At 36.9% G+C, this 17,337-nt stretch carries 11 protein-coding genes; 4 read left to right on the top strand and 7 right to left on the bottom strand.

Features of this window, described 5'->3' with window-relative positions; genetic code table 11:
* The first annotated feature begins 145 nt into the window (after window positions 1-145).
* Window positions 146-1,741 carry a peptide chain release factor 3 gene (locus tag QF044_RS03280; protein WP_307263601.1) on the top strand — a complete coding sequence of 532 codons (1,596 nt, stop codon included), beginning with the start codon at window positions 146-148 and terminating at the stop codon, window positions 1,739-1,741.
* Window positions 1,742-1,803: 62 nt separating this feature from the next.
* Here the strand turns inward: QF044_RS03280 and QF044_RS03275 are convergent, their stop codons facing one another.
* Window positions 1,804-4,107 (bottom strand): reprolysin-like metallopeptidase, encoded by a 2,304-nt coding sequence (locus QF044_RS03275; protein WP_307263600.1) that lies wholly within the window; start codon window positions 4,105-4,107, stop codon window positions 1,804-1,806.
* 378 nt (window positions 4,108-4,485) lie between these two features.
* Between QF044_RS03275 and QF044_RS03270 the strand changes: the two genes are divergently transcribed.
* Window positions 4,486-5,436, top strand: a complete 951-nt coding sequence (locus QF044_RS03270) for a DUF4349 domain-containing protein (protein WP_307263597.1) — start codon at window positions 4,486-4,488, stop codon at window positions 5,434-5,436.
* A 251-nt stretch (window positions 5,437-5,687) separates the two neighbouring features.
* Here the strand turns inward: QF044_RS03270 and QF044_RS03265 are convergent, their stop codons facing one another.
* Window positions 5,688-6,053 (bottom strand): hypothetical protein, encoded by a 366-nt coding sequence (locus QF044_RS03265; protein WP_307263594.1) that lies wholly within the window; start codon window positions 6,051-6,053, stop codon window positions 5,688-5,690.
* Between the two features lie 22 nt (window positions 6,054-6,075).
* A complete protein-coding gene (locus QF044_RS03260) occupies window positions 6,076-7,215 on the bottom strand; it encodes an acyl-CoA dehydrogenase (RefSeq protein WP_307263592.1) in 1,140 nt (379 codons plus the stop codon).
* Between the two features lie 242 nt (window positions 7,216-7,457).
* Between QF044_RS03260 and QF044_RS03255 the strand changes: the two genes are divergently transcribed.
* Window positions 7,458-9,236: a long-chain fatty acid--CoA ligase gene (locus QF044_RS03255; RefSeq protein ID WP_307263589.1), complete on the top strand. Its 1,779-nt coding sequence runs from the start codon at window positions 7,458-7,460 to the stop codon at window positions 9,234-9,236.
* A gap of 193 nt (window positions 9,237-9,429) precedes the next feature.
* Here QF044_RS03255 and QF044_RS03250 read toward each other — a convergent pair whose 3' ends face one another.
* Both QF044_RS03250 and QF044_RS03245 read right to left on the bottom strand, forming a co-directional pair.
* Entirely contained in the window at window positions 9,430-10,206 is a 777-nt protein-coding gene (locus tag QF044_RS03250; protein WP_307263586.1) for a zinc ribbon domain-containing protein, read from the bottom strand.
* A gap of 3 nt (window positions 10,207-10,209) precedes the next feature.
* Window positions 10,210-11,307, bottom strand: coding sequence for a Nif3-like dinuclear metal center hexameric protein (locus QF044_RS03245; RefSeq protein WP_307263583.1), 1,098 nt, complete (start codon window positions 11,305-11,307; stop codon window positions 10,210-10,212).
* Window positions 11,308-11,368: 61 nt separating this feature from the next.
* Here QF044_RS03245 and QF044_RS03240 point away from each other — a divergent pair, with 61 nt between their 5' ends.
* Window positions 11,369-12,196, top strand: coding sequence for an ion transporter (locus QF044_RS03240; RefSeq protein WP_307263580.1), 828 nt, complete (start codon window positions 11,369-11,371; stop codon window positions 12,194-12,196).
* A gap of 284 nt (window positions 12,197-12,480) precedes the next feature.
* On the opposite strand, the gene QF044_RS03235 is transcribed toward QF044_RS03240, so the two are convergent.
* Together QF044_RS03235 and QF044_RS03230 are read right to left on the bottom strand one after the other, a co-directional pair.
* Window positions 12,481-14,058 carry a GEVED domain-containing protein gene (locus QF044_RS03235; RefSeq protein ID WP_307263578.1) on the bottom strand — a complete coding sequence of 526 codons (1,578 nt, stop codon included), beginning with the start codon at window positions 14,056-14,058 and terminating at the stop codon, window positions 12,481-12,483.
* Between the two features lie 231 nt (window positions 14,059-14,289).
* Window positions 14,290-17,121 carry a T9SS type A sorting domain-containing protein gene (locus QF044_RS03230; protein ID WP_307263576.1) on the bottom strand — a complete coding sequence of 944 codons (2,832 nt, stop codon included), beginning with the start codon at window positions 17,119-17,121 and terminating at the stop codon, window positions 14,290-14,292.
* Window positions 17,122-17,337 lie beyond the last annotated feature (216 nt).

Below are 17,337 nucleotides of genomic sequence, written 5' to 3'. Positions count from 1 at the left end.
CTGTTTATTTTCACCCTCAATCACTTCTTTACTGCAGGCTACAGCCTTGCCTCTTCTATATTAAACCAAACTATCATCTATTTATTCCTTCAATAAATTTGAAACCTCATAAAAAATCCCGATTTTTGCAACTTCAAAATACACTATGTCAGACTTAATCAAAGAAATACAAAAAAGAAAGACTTTCGGGATCATTTCCCACCCGGATGCCGGAAAAACCACCCTTACGGAAAAATTACTTCTTTTCGGGGGCGCTATCCAGGAAGCTGGTGCAGTAAAGTCGAACAAAATAAAAAAAGGAGCTACCTCCGACTTTATGGAAATCGAAAGACAGAGAGGGATCTCTGTAGCGACTTCCGTATTGGCTTTTGAATATAAAGACCACAAAATCAATATTCTGGACACTCCAGGTCACAAAGATTTTGCTGAAGATACTTACCGAACTTTAACTGCTGTAGACTCCGTGATCGTTGTGATCGACGTTGCAAAAGGAGTTGAGGAACAGACTGAAAAACTGGTGAAGGTCTGCAGAATGAGAAATATCCCAATGCTTGTTTTCATTAATAAGCTTGACCGTGAGGGTAAGGATGCTTTCGACCTGTTGGATGAAGTGGAACAAAAATTGGGATTAAGAGTTGTTCCGTTATCTATTCCAATCGGTATGGGAAGTGACTTTCAGGGTATTTATAATATCTGGGAAAACAATATTCAGCTGTTCCTTGAAGAAAAGAAACAGAAGGTGGGTGAAACTATTAAGTTTGATGACATCAATGATCCTTCCATAGATGAGGTGATCGGCGAAAAGGCTGCCCAGAGTCTTAGGGATGAGCTTGAACTTGTACAGTCTGTGTATCCTGAATTCAGCCGTGAGGAGTATATGAATGGAGATTTGCAGCCTGTTTTCTTTGGATCGGCTTTAAATAATTTTGGGGTACGTGAGCTGCTGGATGCATTTATTGAAATTGCACCAATGCCTCAGCCTAAAGAAAGCGATACCCGCCTTGTAAAACCTGAGGAAAATAATTTTACAGGTTTTGTTTTCAAGATTCACGCTAATATGGATCCTAAACACAGAGACCGACTTGCCTTTGTAAAAATTGTTTCGGGAACATTCAAAAGAAATGAAAATTACCTGTTGGTAAGAGAAAACAAAAAGATGAAATTCTCTTCTCCGAATGCTTTCTTTGCTGATAAAAAGGAGGTTGTAGACGAGAGTTTCCCGGGAGATATTGTAGGTCTTCACGATACGGGAAGTTTCAGAATCGGAGATACATTAACGGGTGGTGAGAAATTAAGCTTTAAAGGTGTTCCTAGTTTCTCTCCGGAACATTTCCGTTATATTAACAACAACGATCCGCTTAAAGCCAAGCAATTGGCCAAAGGTATTGATCAGCTGATGGATGAAGGGGTTGCCCAGTTATTTACCCTGGAAATGAACAACAGAAAGATCATCGGTACTGTGGGAGCACTTCAGTATGAGGTTATTCAGTATCGTCTGGAGCATGAATATGGTGCAAAATGTACATATGAGCCACTTTCTATGCATAAGGCATGTTGGGTGGAGGCTGACGAAAAATCTGAGGAGTTTAAAGAATTTGCAAGATTGAAACAGCGTTTCCTTGCAAGAGACAAATATAATCAGCTGGTATTCCTGGCAGATTCTTCATTCACTATTCATATGACTCAGGAGAAGTTCCCGAATGTGAAACTGCATTTCATCAGTGAATTTCAACAAGATTAAATTTGATAAAAATAAAAAACCGTTCAGATGAACGGTTTTTTTATGGAATCTATTTGGATAATTTACCTAGGTATCATCATTAATTTCTTAACAATTTTCTCTCCGTCTACCGTAACATGAATCATATAGGATTCGGTAGGCAAATGTTTTAAGTTAATCTGTTCAACAAGTTGATCAAATATATATTTGGTCTTTTTAGGAACAATCAGCTTTCCATCCATTGAAAATAATTCATAAGTAACCACGTAAGGACGAAGTGGTACTTGTCTAGGGAAATCTGCTTTGATATACACATACCCATCATTGGAAGGCACAGGATATATCATTAGCCCCTGGTATATTCTTGTAGGTATTACCGGATCTCTTGGATTTGGTGGTGGGTTTACTACCACTGATGAATTAATTGTAAAGTTCTGTAAATTGACATTAAAGAATATATTATTAACAGCTTTCACCATAATTCTGGCATTATTGGAAATTGTACCAAGACCGCCTGGAACAGTATAATTATAAGAACCGGTATTAGGAGTGCTTGCCACCAAAACAGTTGAGAAAGTGATACCGCCGTCTTTTGACAAAAGAATTGTTACATTAGGTGTGCTTACAGGAGCAGCTGTTGTATTGGCAACACTCCATGTAATTGGGTATGACTGACCTTCAGTCCAGACAACCCCTGCAGTATTTTGTGAAGTTACTGTAAACGGACCTGCAGTTGCATTCACTGTAACGACCATATCATCAGAATTGTTTCCAGAGCCTCCCGCTCTATTGTCACGAGTTGTAAACCTGAAGTCATAGGTTCTGGCAACATTTGATAAAGCTTCTACAGGAATTGCCGAGCCTTGAGTGGTGGTTGCTCCAGTTAATACTGAAGTCATTGTTGGAAAATATCTAATAGGAGTAGTTTGTGGAGTCCAAGATCTGAAAGTAGGACCAGAAGCTTTTGTTGCAGTTGCCGCAGAATTTGCTCCGGTTTGTCCGGCAACAGCTTTATCCATTTGCTCCCAAATATAGGTTAGAGCATCTCCATCTCCGTCAGTGCCCGTTCCTGTAAGCATAAATGGAGTGCCCTTCGGAATGGTATAATCTAATCCTGCATTAGCTGTAGGAATAGTATTTCCGGTATTTGTAATTACCGGACAGGTTTTTGTTTTAATATTATTGGTAATCTGCTGAATACTTATAGCATGAAAAAATGGATCTGAATGCTGTTGCACGTCCTGGTTGGTAATCCCTGCATACCCCATAATCGTAGATCCTGAACCGGGCTCCATATTTACCCCTGCTGATTCAATATTATGAGAAAATGTATGATTCCCTCCAAACTGATGTCCCATTTCATGGGCTACATAATCAATATCAAAACTATCACCCGATGGAATAGCATTTGCCGGGGAAGTATATCCACTTCCTTTTGATCCATTTGTACAGACGCAACCAATACAACCAGCATTTCCACCACCACCAGTTGCTCCAAATAAATGGCCGATATCGTAGTTTGCTTCTCCAATTGTCGCAGTTAAAGTATTCTGTAGCTGAGCATTCCAGTTATTCATTTGGGCTGAAGGAGAATAAGGGTCTGTAGCTGCGTTAGTATAAATTACAGCATTATTGTTTGCAATAATGATCATTCTTGCGGAGAAATCTTTTTCAAAAACCCCATTTACACGAGTCATTGTATTGTTCATTGCTGCCAATGCACCCGCTATTGTTCCTCCGAAATAGGTTGTATATTCACCTGTACAAGATAAGGCTAATCTGAAAGTTCTTAATTTTCCATCATCAGCATTTGGTCTTGCGACAAGATTAGAATTATCCAGACCTTTTTGAGCAACATCCAGCACAGTACATTCAAACTTATCTAAACTCTCTTTTTTATCTGATTTTTTATAAACAACATAAGTTGAAAGATCTTTTGTATATGGCTCGATAAAAACCGCTGATTTGTTTCCATAAATCTCCATTGAAGATAATCCCAATGGTGAAATACTGAAATAAATAGTAGAACTAGGGTCATCTTCACTTACACCAACGTAAGATTTAATATCCGGATATTTTGCGGCTAATTCTGGATCGAAATTTGAGTTCTCTCTTACTTTGAAACTTTCAAGGTTGCCATTAGAATTTGGGAAAGAAACAATAACATCAGATTTTCCTTTAACAGCAAATCTTTTGGGTGCTTTCGCTAAAACATTCTTTAAATTATCAAAATCAAGATTATAAATTTTGGGGTGAAGAATGCTGGTCTTATTTTCAAAGATTTCCGAAGTATTTTTTTGAGACACTTCCTTCCAGAGCCGGTTTGTTTGTGCTAAAAAGACATTGGAAATAAGAAATATCCCCATCAAAAATAATTGTTTTTTCATATAGTTTTTTCTTTATTTAATATTAAGAGGTATAAAATTACTTTTCTTTTTTTAAACTTATTATTACTGTACTTATCTTTTAATTAATAATAATCTCATCATCAACAAATGTTAATGACCGTACTATTAAAAATAAGAACAAAAATACACTCCTTTCATTATAAAAATCTTAAAAAGCAAAGGTAAATATTATTATATTTCTAATGAATATTTTCTTTTAACATTTTTAACATTTAATTGTTTTTTTTGTAAAACTCTTATAATAAATTTACAATTGATTGACTTTCAACACAATAACAATTTACCAAAATCATACATTTCTTTTACAAGCATTACAAGAACTTCCCCGCTAATTTTACTTCATCAAAAATTAATCTTATGAAAAAGTTTATATTACTTGCAGCGCTATCAAGCACTTTTATTATGTGCAAAAAAGGGGGAAAAGCAGAATCTACAATTGAAGAAACTGTACATGCTGCGGACAGTGCAGCTACCTCTGTTTCTGAAACCGTAAATTCCCTCAGTAATACCGCTGATAAGGTTTTCGATTCTGCTAATATCAAAATACGGGATCTGGAAGGAACTACAGGCGAAATAAAGGAGAAGATAGAAAATACATCGAAAATTGTAGATTCACTGACGGATAAGATTGCTTCTACGAAGTTAGAATCCAAAATTGAGAAAAAAGATTCTGCAGAGAAAAAAAGTGAAAAAATCGTGGTGAATGTTCCGGCACCAAAAATAATCAAGGAAACGAAGATTATCTACAAGGATAAACCTAAGAATGATAGTTATGAGCTTAAAAACAGAATGATAAAAACAGGATTGCTTTCTTTAAAAGCCGGCAATGCGGAAACGGTAAAAGAACTCATAAAAGAAGAAACCGTGAAAAACAGCGGTTATGTAAAAAGCGAAGAACTTTCCTATATCAGCGCAGAAGCAGCTGACAGAACATCTTCATACACCGAAAATAACCAGAAAGTATATTATATGGACATCAAAGTTCCAATCCGGAATTTCGACAGCTTAATGAATGATCTGAGTAACATTGGTGACATAGAAAGTAAAAGCATCCAGGTTTCCGGAAACAGCTATGCAGATAATACGATATGCAGCATCACAGTAACGCTTATTGACCAATCAGATGATGTGAAAGAGCCTAAAACTTTCGGTGAAAAATCACTGGCAGCTATTTCATCAGGTTGGGGCGTAATTACTTCTATCTTTCTTTTCCTTCTTCCGTTATGGCCTTTATTCCTGATTGCAGGGGCAATATATTATTTTTACAAAAAGAGGAATAAAAAAACGAATGACAACAGCCCTGATTAAAAACAGAATATACAACGACGGATTTTTTAATATTTTTTTAAGGTAATTTAAATCACTGTTGCCAGTCTTCTTTTTATATTTAGCTACTCTAAAACTATTTGAGTGTCTGGAAATTTAAAAATCAACGGATATTCTCAGTTTTGAATATCGTTTTTAATCAGGAATATTACACGTTTGGATATAATTTGTCAAAAGTCAATATATTATAAAGTGGTTTGTAAATGAAAGGCTCCCAAATTGGGAGCCTTTCTCTATTTCATATTCACTACTTTGTCTACTATAAATTTTGTGTTTCCTCTCCACGGAAGCGCTCCGTTGTATTCTTTGTAATGAAGGTCAAAAACTTTACCACTGTTGGTTTCCAACTGTTTAAAAATCTCAGGGTCTTCTACAGAAAATTCAAACTCATAGCTTGTTATAGTTCCGGTCTTTCCTTTCCCAAAACCTTCCTGGATTATTTTTCCTTCATAGGTTTTGAAAACATAGCCTTTTTTGATGGCGTAATTGAGATAGCCAGACTTCACGCCTTCTCCAAAAACGAAAAAGTACTTATACCATACCAATACGCTTAACAGGAGAAGAACTACTCCCAGACTGATCCACAAAGTTTTTTTCATAAGTAGTGTGTTTTATATTAATTTATTTTGCGATGCTTCTTGAGATCACAATTTTCTGAATCTCGGAAGTACCTTCATAAATCTGAGTGATCTTAGCATCTCTCATCATTCTTTCTACGTGATATTCTTTTACGTATCCGTAACCTCCGTGGATCTGTACCGCTTCAATAGTAGTATCCATTGCCACCTGAGAAGCATATAATTTGGCCATTGCACCACTTTCAGAGATATCTTTTCCTGCATCTTTTTCAACAGCAGCCTTGAAGCATAACATTCTTGCAGCAGTGATCTGAGTCGCCATATCTGCTAATTTAAATGCGATAGCCTGGTGGTTGATGATCTCTGTTTTGAAAGCTTTTCTTGTTTTAGCATATTTTAAAGCTAATTCATAGGCTCCTGAAGCAATACCTAAAGCCTGAGAAGCAATCCCTATTCTTCCTCCGTTCAATACGGCCATTGCAAAATTGAATCCGAAACCGTCTTCCCCGATTCTGTTTTCCTTCGGTACTTTTACATTATTGAAGATCAAAGAGTGTGTATCACTTCCTCTGATTCCCAATTTGTCTTCTTTCACCCCGATCTCAAAGCCTTCCCATCCTCTTTCTACAATGAAAGCGTTAATTCCTTTATGTTTTTTCTCAGGATCTGTCTGTGCAATTACGATATAGTAAGAAGCAGTTCCACCGTTCGTTATCCAGTTTTTGATCCCGTTTAAAAGATAATAATCTCCTTTATCTTCTGCTGTTGTTTTCTGAGAAGTAGCATCAGAACCTGCTTCAGGCTCAGATAATGCAAAAGCCCCGATTACTTTTCCACTTGCAAGAGGCGTAAGATATTTCACTTTTTGCTCTTCGGATGCAAATTTTTCAAGACCTGCGCATACCAATGAATTGTTTACGGACATTACAACAGCTGCAGAAGCATCTATTTTTGCGATCTCTTCCATTGCCAGAACGTAAGAAACGCTATCCATCCCAGCACCACCGTACTGAGGATCCACCATCATTCCCAAAAGTCCCATTTCACCCATTTTCTTCACCTGCTCAGTAGGGAACTTCTGCTCGCGGTCTCTCTCGATAACTTCGGGCAATAGTTCGTTTTGTGCAAAATCTCTTGCGGCCTGCTGAATCATCAGCTGTTCTTCCGATAAATTAAAGTCCATAAAAAATAATAATTAGATAGCCGTAAATTTACACTTTTTAACGAAATCTGAAAATAGAATTAGAAGTTAGAGACGAGAAGCTAAAAGTTAGGGGTGGACCTTTCAAAATTTTGAAAGAAAAATGCCCAAAATACTCGGATATTATGGCAGGCATTCAATTAATTTCCGATTGAGCACTTCAGATCATTACAATTAAAAAAAATGCTTATATTTAAAATTCTTTAAAAATTGCTTAAAAAATCATGACAATCAAAAGATTATTCGATATTCCACACTACGCTTTAGAAAAGTTTCCTAAAACAGATATGTTTGTGACCAAATATCAGGGCGAATGGAAAAAAACCTCTACTTTAGAGTTTGTCAATCAGGGGAATAAAATATCCAGAGGACTTCTGAAACTGGGTATAAAACCTGGAGACAAAATTGCTTTGATCACTACCAATTCCCGTACGGAATGGGCAGTCATGGATTTTGGATTATCTCAGATCGGTGTAGTTTCCGTACCTGTATATCCGAGTATTTCTGCTGAAGATTATGAATTTATTTTTAATAATGCTGAAATACAGTACTGTTTCGTATCGGATAAAGAGCTTTTAGCCAAAGTGATGAAGGTAAAGCATAACATTCCTACTTTACAGGGGATATTTACCTTCGACAATATAAGCGGAGCCGCAAACTGGAAAGAAATTATGGATCTTGGTGAGGACGATTCTACGCAGATTGAAGTGGAAGACCTTTCCAAAGCGATCAATTCAGAAGATCTGGCAACTATTATTTATACTTCCGGAACTACGGGAAGACCCAAAGGTGTTATGCTTACCCATCATAATATCGTTTCCAATGTATTGGGCTCACTTCCTAGAATTCCTAAGAAAAAAAGCCTCGATTATAAAGATACAAGAGTATTGAGCTTTCTTCCCATCTGTCATATTTTTGAAAGAATGCTTTTTTACCTTTTCCAGTACAACGGTTTTTCTGTTTATTTCGCTGAAAGCATCGATAAAATGGGGGAAAATGTAAAAGAAGTAAAGCCTCATTATATGAGTGTTGTACCGAGATTAGTGGAAAAGGTGTATGATAAAATTTACAACACCGGTTCTTCAGCCGGCGGACTTAAATCAAAAATATTTTTCTGGGCTTTAAATTTAATCAGTAAGAAGAAAGAAATCTCCAAACCTTCGGGACTACAGGGGATCATTGCAGATAAACTGGTCTTCTCTAAATGGAGAGAAGGTCTGGGAGGAGAAATCATCACCTTGGTTTCTGGTTCTGCAGCATTGTCCACCAGATTAAATCTGATGTTCCAGAATGCTGGCATTCCTATTCTGGAAGGGTATGGACTGACAGAGACCTCACCGGTAATTTCTGTAAACAGTTTTGAGAAAATGAAAATCGGTACCGTTGGAAGACCACTGGATAATTTACAGGTGAAAATTCAGGAAGATGGTGAAATAACGGTAAAAGGCCCGTCTATTTTTCTGGGATATTTCAAAAATGATGAAATGACCAAGGAAGCTTTTACTGATGACGGATATTTTAAAACAGGAGATATCGGGCATATTGACAGTGACGGATTTTTGCAGATTACGGATCGTAAAAAAGAAATGTTTAAAACCTCAGGTGGAAAATATATTGCACCACAAACCATTGAAAATCTGGCTAAAGCATCCAAGTTCATTGAACAGATCATGGTGGTAGGAGACGGCGAAAAAATGCCATGTGCTCTGGTACAGCCTGATTTTGAATTCGCAAAAAGCTGGGCAATGAGAAATAATATAAATATTGGATCTACACCAGCAGAAATTGCAAAAAGTCCGGAATTAAAGGAAAGAATTGAAAAAGAAATGGAGGGCATCAATGAGCATCTAGGAAATTGGGAAAAAATCAAAAGGATTGAACTAACACCTGAAGTATGGGCGATTGATACGGGGCTTCTAACGCCTACCTTAAAGCTTAAAAGAAAGGCTATCAAAGAGAAATTTATAGATCTGTACAATAAAATGTACGAGCATCACGATTAAAATACATGAGCTGTTTCAGAAATGAGACAGCTTTTTTTATGGCTTTATGGATTAAAATTTCGTAAACGATTAATTATATATAAAAAAAGTTTTAGTCTGTTTAATTGAAAGATAGAATTTAAAACTTATCTGTATGCTAAACAAAAAAGTGCTTCATTTCTGAAGCACTTTTCTTATAATATTGGAATTGTAATTAAAATTTAATTACAGATTTCATTCTGTCATTTTCTTCCATTACCAATTCATCATCCACAAGGATTTTTCCTGAATGTTCATCGATAATGATTTTCTTTCTCTGAGCAATCTCCATCTGCTTCTGAGGAGGAATTGTGAAGAATGAACCTTTCGGAGCTCCTCTTTCTAATCCTACAACAGCAAGTCCGTTGATAGAGCTTTTTCTGATTCTGTTATAAGAAGCCAGTAATCTTTCGTCAATCTTACCTGCATACTCTTTAGACTGCTCTATTAAATATTCTTCTTCTTTTTGAGTTTCAGAAACAAGACCATCCAATTCTTCTTTTTTGAATTTTAAATGGTTCTTCAGATCACTGATTTTTTCGTTAAGTTCACTTAAAGTTTCATTTTTGTGAGCAATTTTAACTCCGAATTCTTTAATTCTTTTATCAGCAAGCTGAATTTCCAGATCCTGGAATTCCATTTCTTTTCCTAATGCTTCAAACTCTTTATTGTTTCTTACATTATCCTGCTGAGATTTGTATTTTTCAATTAAAGTTTTTGCATGGTTAATCACTTCCTGCTTTGTTTTGATCTGATCTTCCTGCTCTTTGATATCTGCATGAAATTTTTCAGCTCTTTTTTCAAGACCTTCGATCTCAATTTCAAGATCTTCAACTTCAATTGGCAATTCTCCTCTGGTATTTCGGATTTCATCCAATCTTGAATCAATGATCTGTAAATCGTATAAAGCTCTTAATTTTTCTTCAACTGAAATATCGTTGGTTTTTGCCATATCTTAAATGAAATAATTTACTGGGTTGGTTTTCTCAATAGATTTTGAAATTGCAAATGTACTAAATTTTTGTGACAAAATTTCAAATAATTGTTGAGTTACAAATTGTTCAGATTCATAATGGCCTATGTCACAGATCAGCATTTTAGATTCTGCCATAAAATAATCGTGGTATTTTATATCTCCCGTGAGGTAGGCATCACATTTCTGAGCTAAAGCAGATTTGATTCCGCTGGCTCCGGATCCTCCAAGAACTCCTACTCTTTTGATTTTCTTATGAAGAAAATCAGAATGCTTAATTACTTCAATGCCAAATTTTTGCTTCACTAATCTTAAAAAATCTTCTTCATCCATTTCTTCTTCAAACTCTCCGTACATTCCCAGTCCTGAATGTTGGTTGTCATTATCCAGATTATAAACCTGATGGGCCACTTCTTCATAAGGATGAGCAGTTTTCATTGCTGAAATGATCCGGCCCTGTTTATAATCTTCAAAAATAACAGAAATCATATCTTCATCAGCATTTTCACGGATATTCTGTTGGCCCGAAAAAGGGTTTGAGCCTTCTACCGGTCTGAATGTTCCTTTCCCGTTGAGGGTGAAACTGCATTCGTCATAAAAACCTATATTTCCTGCTCCTGCAGAAAAAAGAGCTTCTTTTACCTGCTCGGAATGGTCTTTCGGAACAAAAACTGTTAGCTGTTTTAAATTATTTTTCTTAGGCTGAAGAATTTTCATATTTTTCAATCCCAACTGGCTGCAGATGCCGTGGTTCACTCCAAATAAATCATTATCAAAGGCTGTATGGATGGCATAAATGGCTATTTTATTTTCTATAGCTCTCAAGACTGCTTTTTCAACATAATTTTTTCCGGTAAGAGATTTTAATCCCGAAAAGATAATGGGATGAAAACATACGATAAGATTGCAGTTTTTTTGTATAGCCTCATTTACAACATTCTCTAGCGCATCATGGCAGACGAGTATCCCGCTAACGTTACGGTCGGGAACTCCGCAAAGCAGTCCTACATTATCAAAAGCTTCTGCCTGCTGCAGGGGAATACGGGTTTCTATTTTTGAAATTACTTCGCTTATTGTCATTTTATTCTGTATGTTTGCTACGAAAATAACGATAATTTGTTAATTTTAAAAAACATTAAAAATGGAAAGAGAACATAATCTTGTTCCTGAAGACAAGCTTTGGAAAAGATTTCTGTACAGGGTCATCTACCGTGCCGACACCAGACTCGGAAAGCTATTTGATATTACCCTGTTATCTCTGATTCTTATAAGTACCGCCATTATTATGATGGAAAGTGTACCTCAACTTGACAAAAGGTTCCATTATACATTTCTAATACTGGAATGGATTATTTCTATTTTTTTCACGGTTGAATATTGGATGCGTATCAGTGTTTTAAAGAATAAGAAGAGCTATATTTTCAGTTTTTTCGGGATTATAGATTTCCTGGCGCTTGTTCCGTTTTATCTGAGCTTTTTCTTCCCTGTGACGAAATATTTTTTGATCTTCAGGATGCTGAGAATGCTGAGAATCTTCAGAATCTTCAATCTGTTGGATTTTATGAATGATGGGTACCTTATTGTCCGTGCTTTAAAGAACAGCTCGAGAAAAATTTATATTTTCCTATTGTTTCTCATCATTTTTTCTGTAATCGTAGGCTCGCTGATGTTTATGGTGGAAGGGGGAAGGCCAGGTTTTGAAACAATTCCACAGGCTATTTACTGGGCAGTTGTTACCGTGACAACTGTTGGATACGGCGATGTATCCCCTATTACTCCGATGGGTAAATTTTTTGCCGTTATTCTTATGCTTGCAGGTTATTCTATTATTGCTGTTCCCACAGGAATTGTAACAGCAGAAATGCGGAATAAGAGACAGAATCTGGAAAAGATCTGTGACCAGTGCGGGAATGAGGATATTGATGATGATGCAAGGTATTGCAAGCAGTGTGGCAAGAAATTAGCTTAGTATCTGATATTAATATTAATCTATTAACCAAATACCACAAGATCATGGAACCAACCAAGAAAAACAAGCCGAATAATTTAGTAAAAATACTCTTTGCCTTAATTATCCTGATGATCATTATTTATTTTATACTCGTAATGTTTTTCCCTACAGTATTCGAACATATGAGTACGGGAGATATACAACCGGTACCCAATAAATGATGAATGAATAAATAAAAAACAGTGAATAATATAGAAAAAGACGGCATATGCCGTCTTTTTTTATCAATGGAATTATACTAATTATTTTTTAATCGCTTTAATACTCTGCTTGGAACCGTCTTTCATATTTAAACTAATAAAATAAAGCCCTTGTTTCAGATCTCCTAAATGCAGCGCTGAAGACGGCTGATCAATAGTTTTCACCAATCTTCCGGAAACATCAGAAACTGATATAGATTTTACGCGGTCTGCATTTGAAATATTCAGCACATCAGTAAAAGGATTTGGATAGGCCTTAATATTTTCTTTGTCTTTGGAAGCTTCCAATGTTGCAAGTGTTGCAGATTCTACTTTAAAATTATCAATAAAGAATTCGTAATCTTCAGAATCATTTACAGATCCGTCGGAAGCATAAAATGCAAAGACTGTATTTGCTCCCGTATAAGAGGTTAAATTATAGGAATAAGGCGTTGAGGTGTTAGATGGTGCATTAGCTCCATCCCATGTCTGCAGAACCGTCCATGTAGCTCCTCCATCACCGGATACTAAGAACTGGACTACATCATCAGATCCCATAGCGGAAGAATTGGTTCCGAAAAATTCTGTCACCCCGTAATCAAAACTCACCTTATATCCTCCGGCCGAAAGATCAAAAGGAACGGTCTTAAGCCACCCTGCATTACCATCAGAAAATAAATTTACTACTGCGGAATCATCACCTGCATTCAGGAAATCTCCCTGATACCACAATTCGTCTGTATCTGTAGGCCCTGTAGTGGCATCTCCACCGGAAGCCTGTTCCCAGCAATCTCCAGGGAATGTAGAGAAATCATTGGTGTAAGCGGTTGTAGGCACTATAACAGCACAGTCAGTTGTAAATGTTGTTCCCACAGACCATCCACTTCTGTCTGCAGCACTGCATACGGATCTTATCCATATGTAATAAGTAGTGGCAGGCGTTAAAGTATTTAACGGGGCTGATAAAGCAGAGGCGCCAACACTTCCTGTAGCAGCAGTAGTACTTAACGGTGTTGTGTTGGTTGTAGAATAATAATATTCATAACCGACTCCAACAGTGCTTGTTGGGGCTGCCCAGGAAATAGAAGCTGAGTTTGATGTAACAGTACCAGAAGTTAAATTATTTGGTGCCAGACAGCTTGGAGCAGCTCCTATCACAACTGTATAATCATGAGCCTCCCCATAACCACCTGTATTACAAGGTTCAGGTTGGCTGGAATACCGGTCTCCCACTCTCATTCTGTAAGTTCCGGGAGTAACTGAGGAAGGAATTGCTATGACACCATTGGTAAATAATTCGTTCCCGCTTGAAGCTTCAGCCACCAATTCCGGGGCAGCATCATCAAAGGTTCCGTTACTATCAAAATCGATCCAGATCCGTACATTCTGATCTTCAAAATCATGGGTAATATTGAAAGCATAATTAACACCTGCATTCATATTAATGATCTGGGCAGTATAATCTTCATAGGATGCCTGGGAGCATCCGGTGTCAAGATGGCTAAATCCAGCCGAGGCAATGGTAAAACTATCTATCATATCTCCTCCGTCACATCCATAGAAAAACTCCGGTGTACAATAAGTCTGTGCAAAGGAACATGCACTAATCATTATTAAATTCGCAAGTAAAAACTTTTTCATATAATATTATTTCAGGGTTTGAACAAATTTAATAAAAAAAATACAACAAAATTTTAAGTAAACAGAAAAAAATAGTTTTTTTTAAATCTCTAAATTGATATTTTAAACTTTAAATCTCCAAGAGATAACTGAAATGAATTTTTTATATCCTGCAACATTAACAGAGTATAATATGTATAAAAAATAGCAGCCTTGTGGGCTGCTATTACAATATAAATATAATGAAGATGATTATTTTTTAATAGCTTTGATCGTTTGTTTAGATCCGTCTTTCATGTTTAGCGTTACAAGATACATTCCTTGTTTCAAGTCTCCTAATTGAAGAGCTGAAGAAGGGTTGTCTATTGTTTTTACTAGTCTTCCTGCAAGATCAACAACTGATACTGATTTTACTTTAGAGATATCGGAAATGTTCAAGACATCTGCAAAAGGATTCGGATAGGCCTTAAGTTCGTTTTTCGCTGCTGAAACTTCTGAAGTTGCTAATAATGATGAGTCATAAGCAGAAATCTTAAACGTACCATCTGTACCTCCTCCTGCATTAGAATATCTCCACACACTCACATATAATGTCGCACCTGGTGTCTGACCTGTTAAAACAACTTTAGAGAAGTTACCATTACCAGTATCATCATCACAAGTAACAGAAGTAGTACTAGTACAATCTGCAAAGACTGACATTACGGTATCATCTAATGCTGTACCCGTATCTGTATCTGTTTCAATAGTAACACTACCCGAAGCAGGAACCACAATTTTATACCATACATTTCCTGCAACATTTGTTGGTGCTGTAAGACAGCTGGCCGTTAATGCTGGTGTATTCGTAGCACCTACAGTAGTTCCTGTTACTGCATTCTGAGCAAACGCACCACCCACTGTCAAGTTTACCGCAGAAGAGCAGTTGTCATTTGCAGGCGGCGGCGGAGGAGGAGGAGGAGTTCCTACACAAATATCAAATGTAGCAGTGGTGGATACTGTTGAAGTGTAAGTCCATACTCTTACTTTGTATTCCTCACCAACAGTTAGGCCTGTTAAGTTCATTGTATTAGGATCACTACACAGAACATGCACCAAGCTTCCGCAACTGCCACTATACGCAGCCATTGCCATATCTGTTGATCCAGATACATTAGAAAGGGTAACTCTGTGCGCAGTATTTGTAGCGGTAAATTTATACCATACATCATCATTTGTACCGGATGCAGCACACGTTGGTGCAGTTTCTGTAGATGCTGTCGCACTAACCGTTGTTCCTGAAGTAATAGCCCCACATGCATAGTCTGGATTTACTGTCAAGTTTACCGCAGAAGAGCAGTTGTCATTTACAGGAGGAGTTGCCAATGTTGTGAAAGTTCCAGATACCCAAGCACTTTGTGTACCTGCACACATAGATCTTACCCAATAGTAGTAAATAGTTTGTGGCAATAGGGAAATAAGATTCTGAGAAACAGCTGTAGTAGCAGTTCCGGATGCGGGAGCACTATTAGTTGTAGAATAATAATACTCATATCCATTTGCAGGAGCTGTACCAAGAGCTGCCCAAGAAATAGTGGCAGAATTATGAGTAATTAATGAGCTGGTTAGACCTGTTGGGGTATCACAAGCAGGAATAGACTCTACTACAAAGTTATCTACAAAGAACTCATAATCTTGGGCATCATCTACTGTACCATCACTTCCATATATCGCAAATATCGTATTATTTCCTATGAAGTTAGATAAATCAAAAACATAGGTATTTAAAGTATTACTAGGTGTGTTGGACGCATCCCATGTTTGTAATACCATCCAAGTAGTTCCACCATCTGTAGAAACAACAAACTGAACAACATCATCAGAACCCATAGTGCTAGATGTTGTAGCTGCATAGGAAGTTAAACCATAATCAAACTTGACTCTATAACCACCTGCAGATAAATTAAAAGCAGGAGATTTCAACCATCCTTGTCTGCCAGTTGTATAAAGATTGATTTTGGCTGCTCCTGTAGTTCCTGAGTTCAAGAAACCATCAGCAGCCCAGTAGTTACTAGTACCTGTACCAGGTCCTGTAGCTGGTGTTCCGCCGTTAGCCAGAGACCAACATCCTCCAGGAAATGTAGCAAAATCATTAGTATAATTAGGGGATATTGCAGCAGGAGGGCCTGATACTGAAATAGGACCTGAATTTGTTGTTATACCAGAGCCTGAGCATGTAACAGCACAATAGAAAGAATCAGCAGCACTTATCGTTGTAGTATATATTGAGCTTGTTGCTCCTGCAATTGCCCCTGCATTGTTATACCATTGATAAGAAACACCTGTTCCTGTTGTAGAGTTTTGTAAACTTAATGTAGTTGAATAAGGAGTAGAACACGTTCCACTTGTGGCACTTGCAAGCGCATTTCCAGGATTAGGAGCTCCAGAACATGCTATTGCAGTATAGGTCAGTTGTGTTTGATATCTTCTGGTCTGAGTAGTATAAGAAGTATTTGTTCCAGCAATAGCTGCCGAATTACTTGTACCCATAGCCTGAGCAGATGTAGTAGTGTCATATTTCCATTGGAACGCTCCACCGGTATAAGGACTTGTAAGAGTTCCTGAAGGAACCCAGTCAATGTATACTTCAATAGCACCTCCTGTATAGCTGAAAGTGTTTGCTGTATTATTTGTAAAGGTCACCCAGTCTGCAGCTGCGGGGAAGTTGTTAGTATTATTAATCGTAGCACTGTAAAACAAGGTAGCACCGCTAATCATTGTATCCCAAGCTGTTCCACTAACTAATCCAGTTGCAGAACTATTTTTAAGATACACATTTAAAGTCCAAGCATTAGAACCAGATACATTAAAGGCTGTTGTCTTATAGTATCCAATGCTATTTATTGATGCTCCTGAAACAACAGATGCAGTCGTTAAATCAGCAGCAGTGAGCAGTTGTACCGATTTCGAATAATGATATGCACTGGCACCACTCGAACGGTAAATAGGGTCACCATTAGTACCGGCAGAAGCTATAGTAGCTCCTGTACCTATGGTTACAGTAGTTTGTGCCTTTATTCCCATAGTGAGAAAGACTAAGCACATTAGTAAAAGTTTTTTCATATGTAGTAAAAATAAAATTAGGGGGTAAAATTAAACAAATATTTCATCAAAAATCAAAAATTATCATAAAATAATAAATACAAAATCATAAAACATTAATTATATTATTTAAAATTAAATAAACGTTTGATTTTAATGTTAAATAAGCAAGCAACAACTGATACATAAAAAACTGAATTTCAAAAAGTTACTATATTA

The sequence above is a fragment of the Chryseobacterium sp. W4I1 genome (assembly GCF_030816115.1).
Lineage (GTDB): Bacteria > Bacteroidota > Bacteroidia > Flavobacteriales > Weeksellaceae > Chryseobacterium.
The sequence above is the reverse complement of the archived record's forward strand: the minus strand, read 5'-3'. Positions and strand labels throughout refer to the sequence as shown.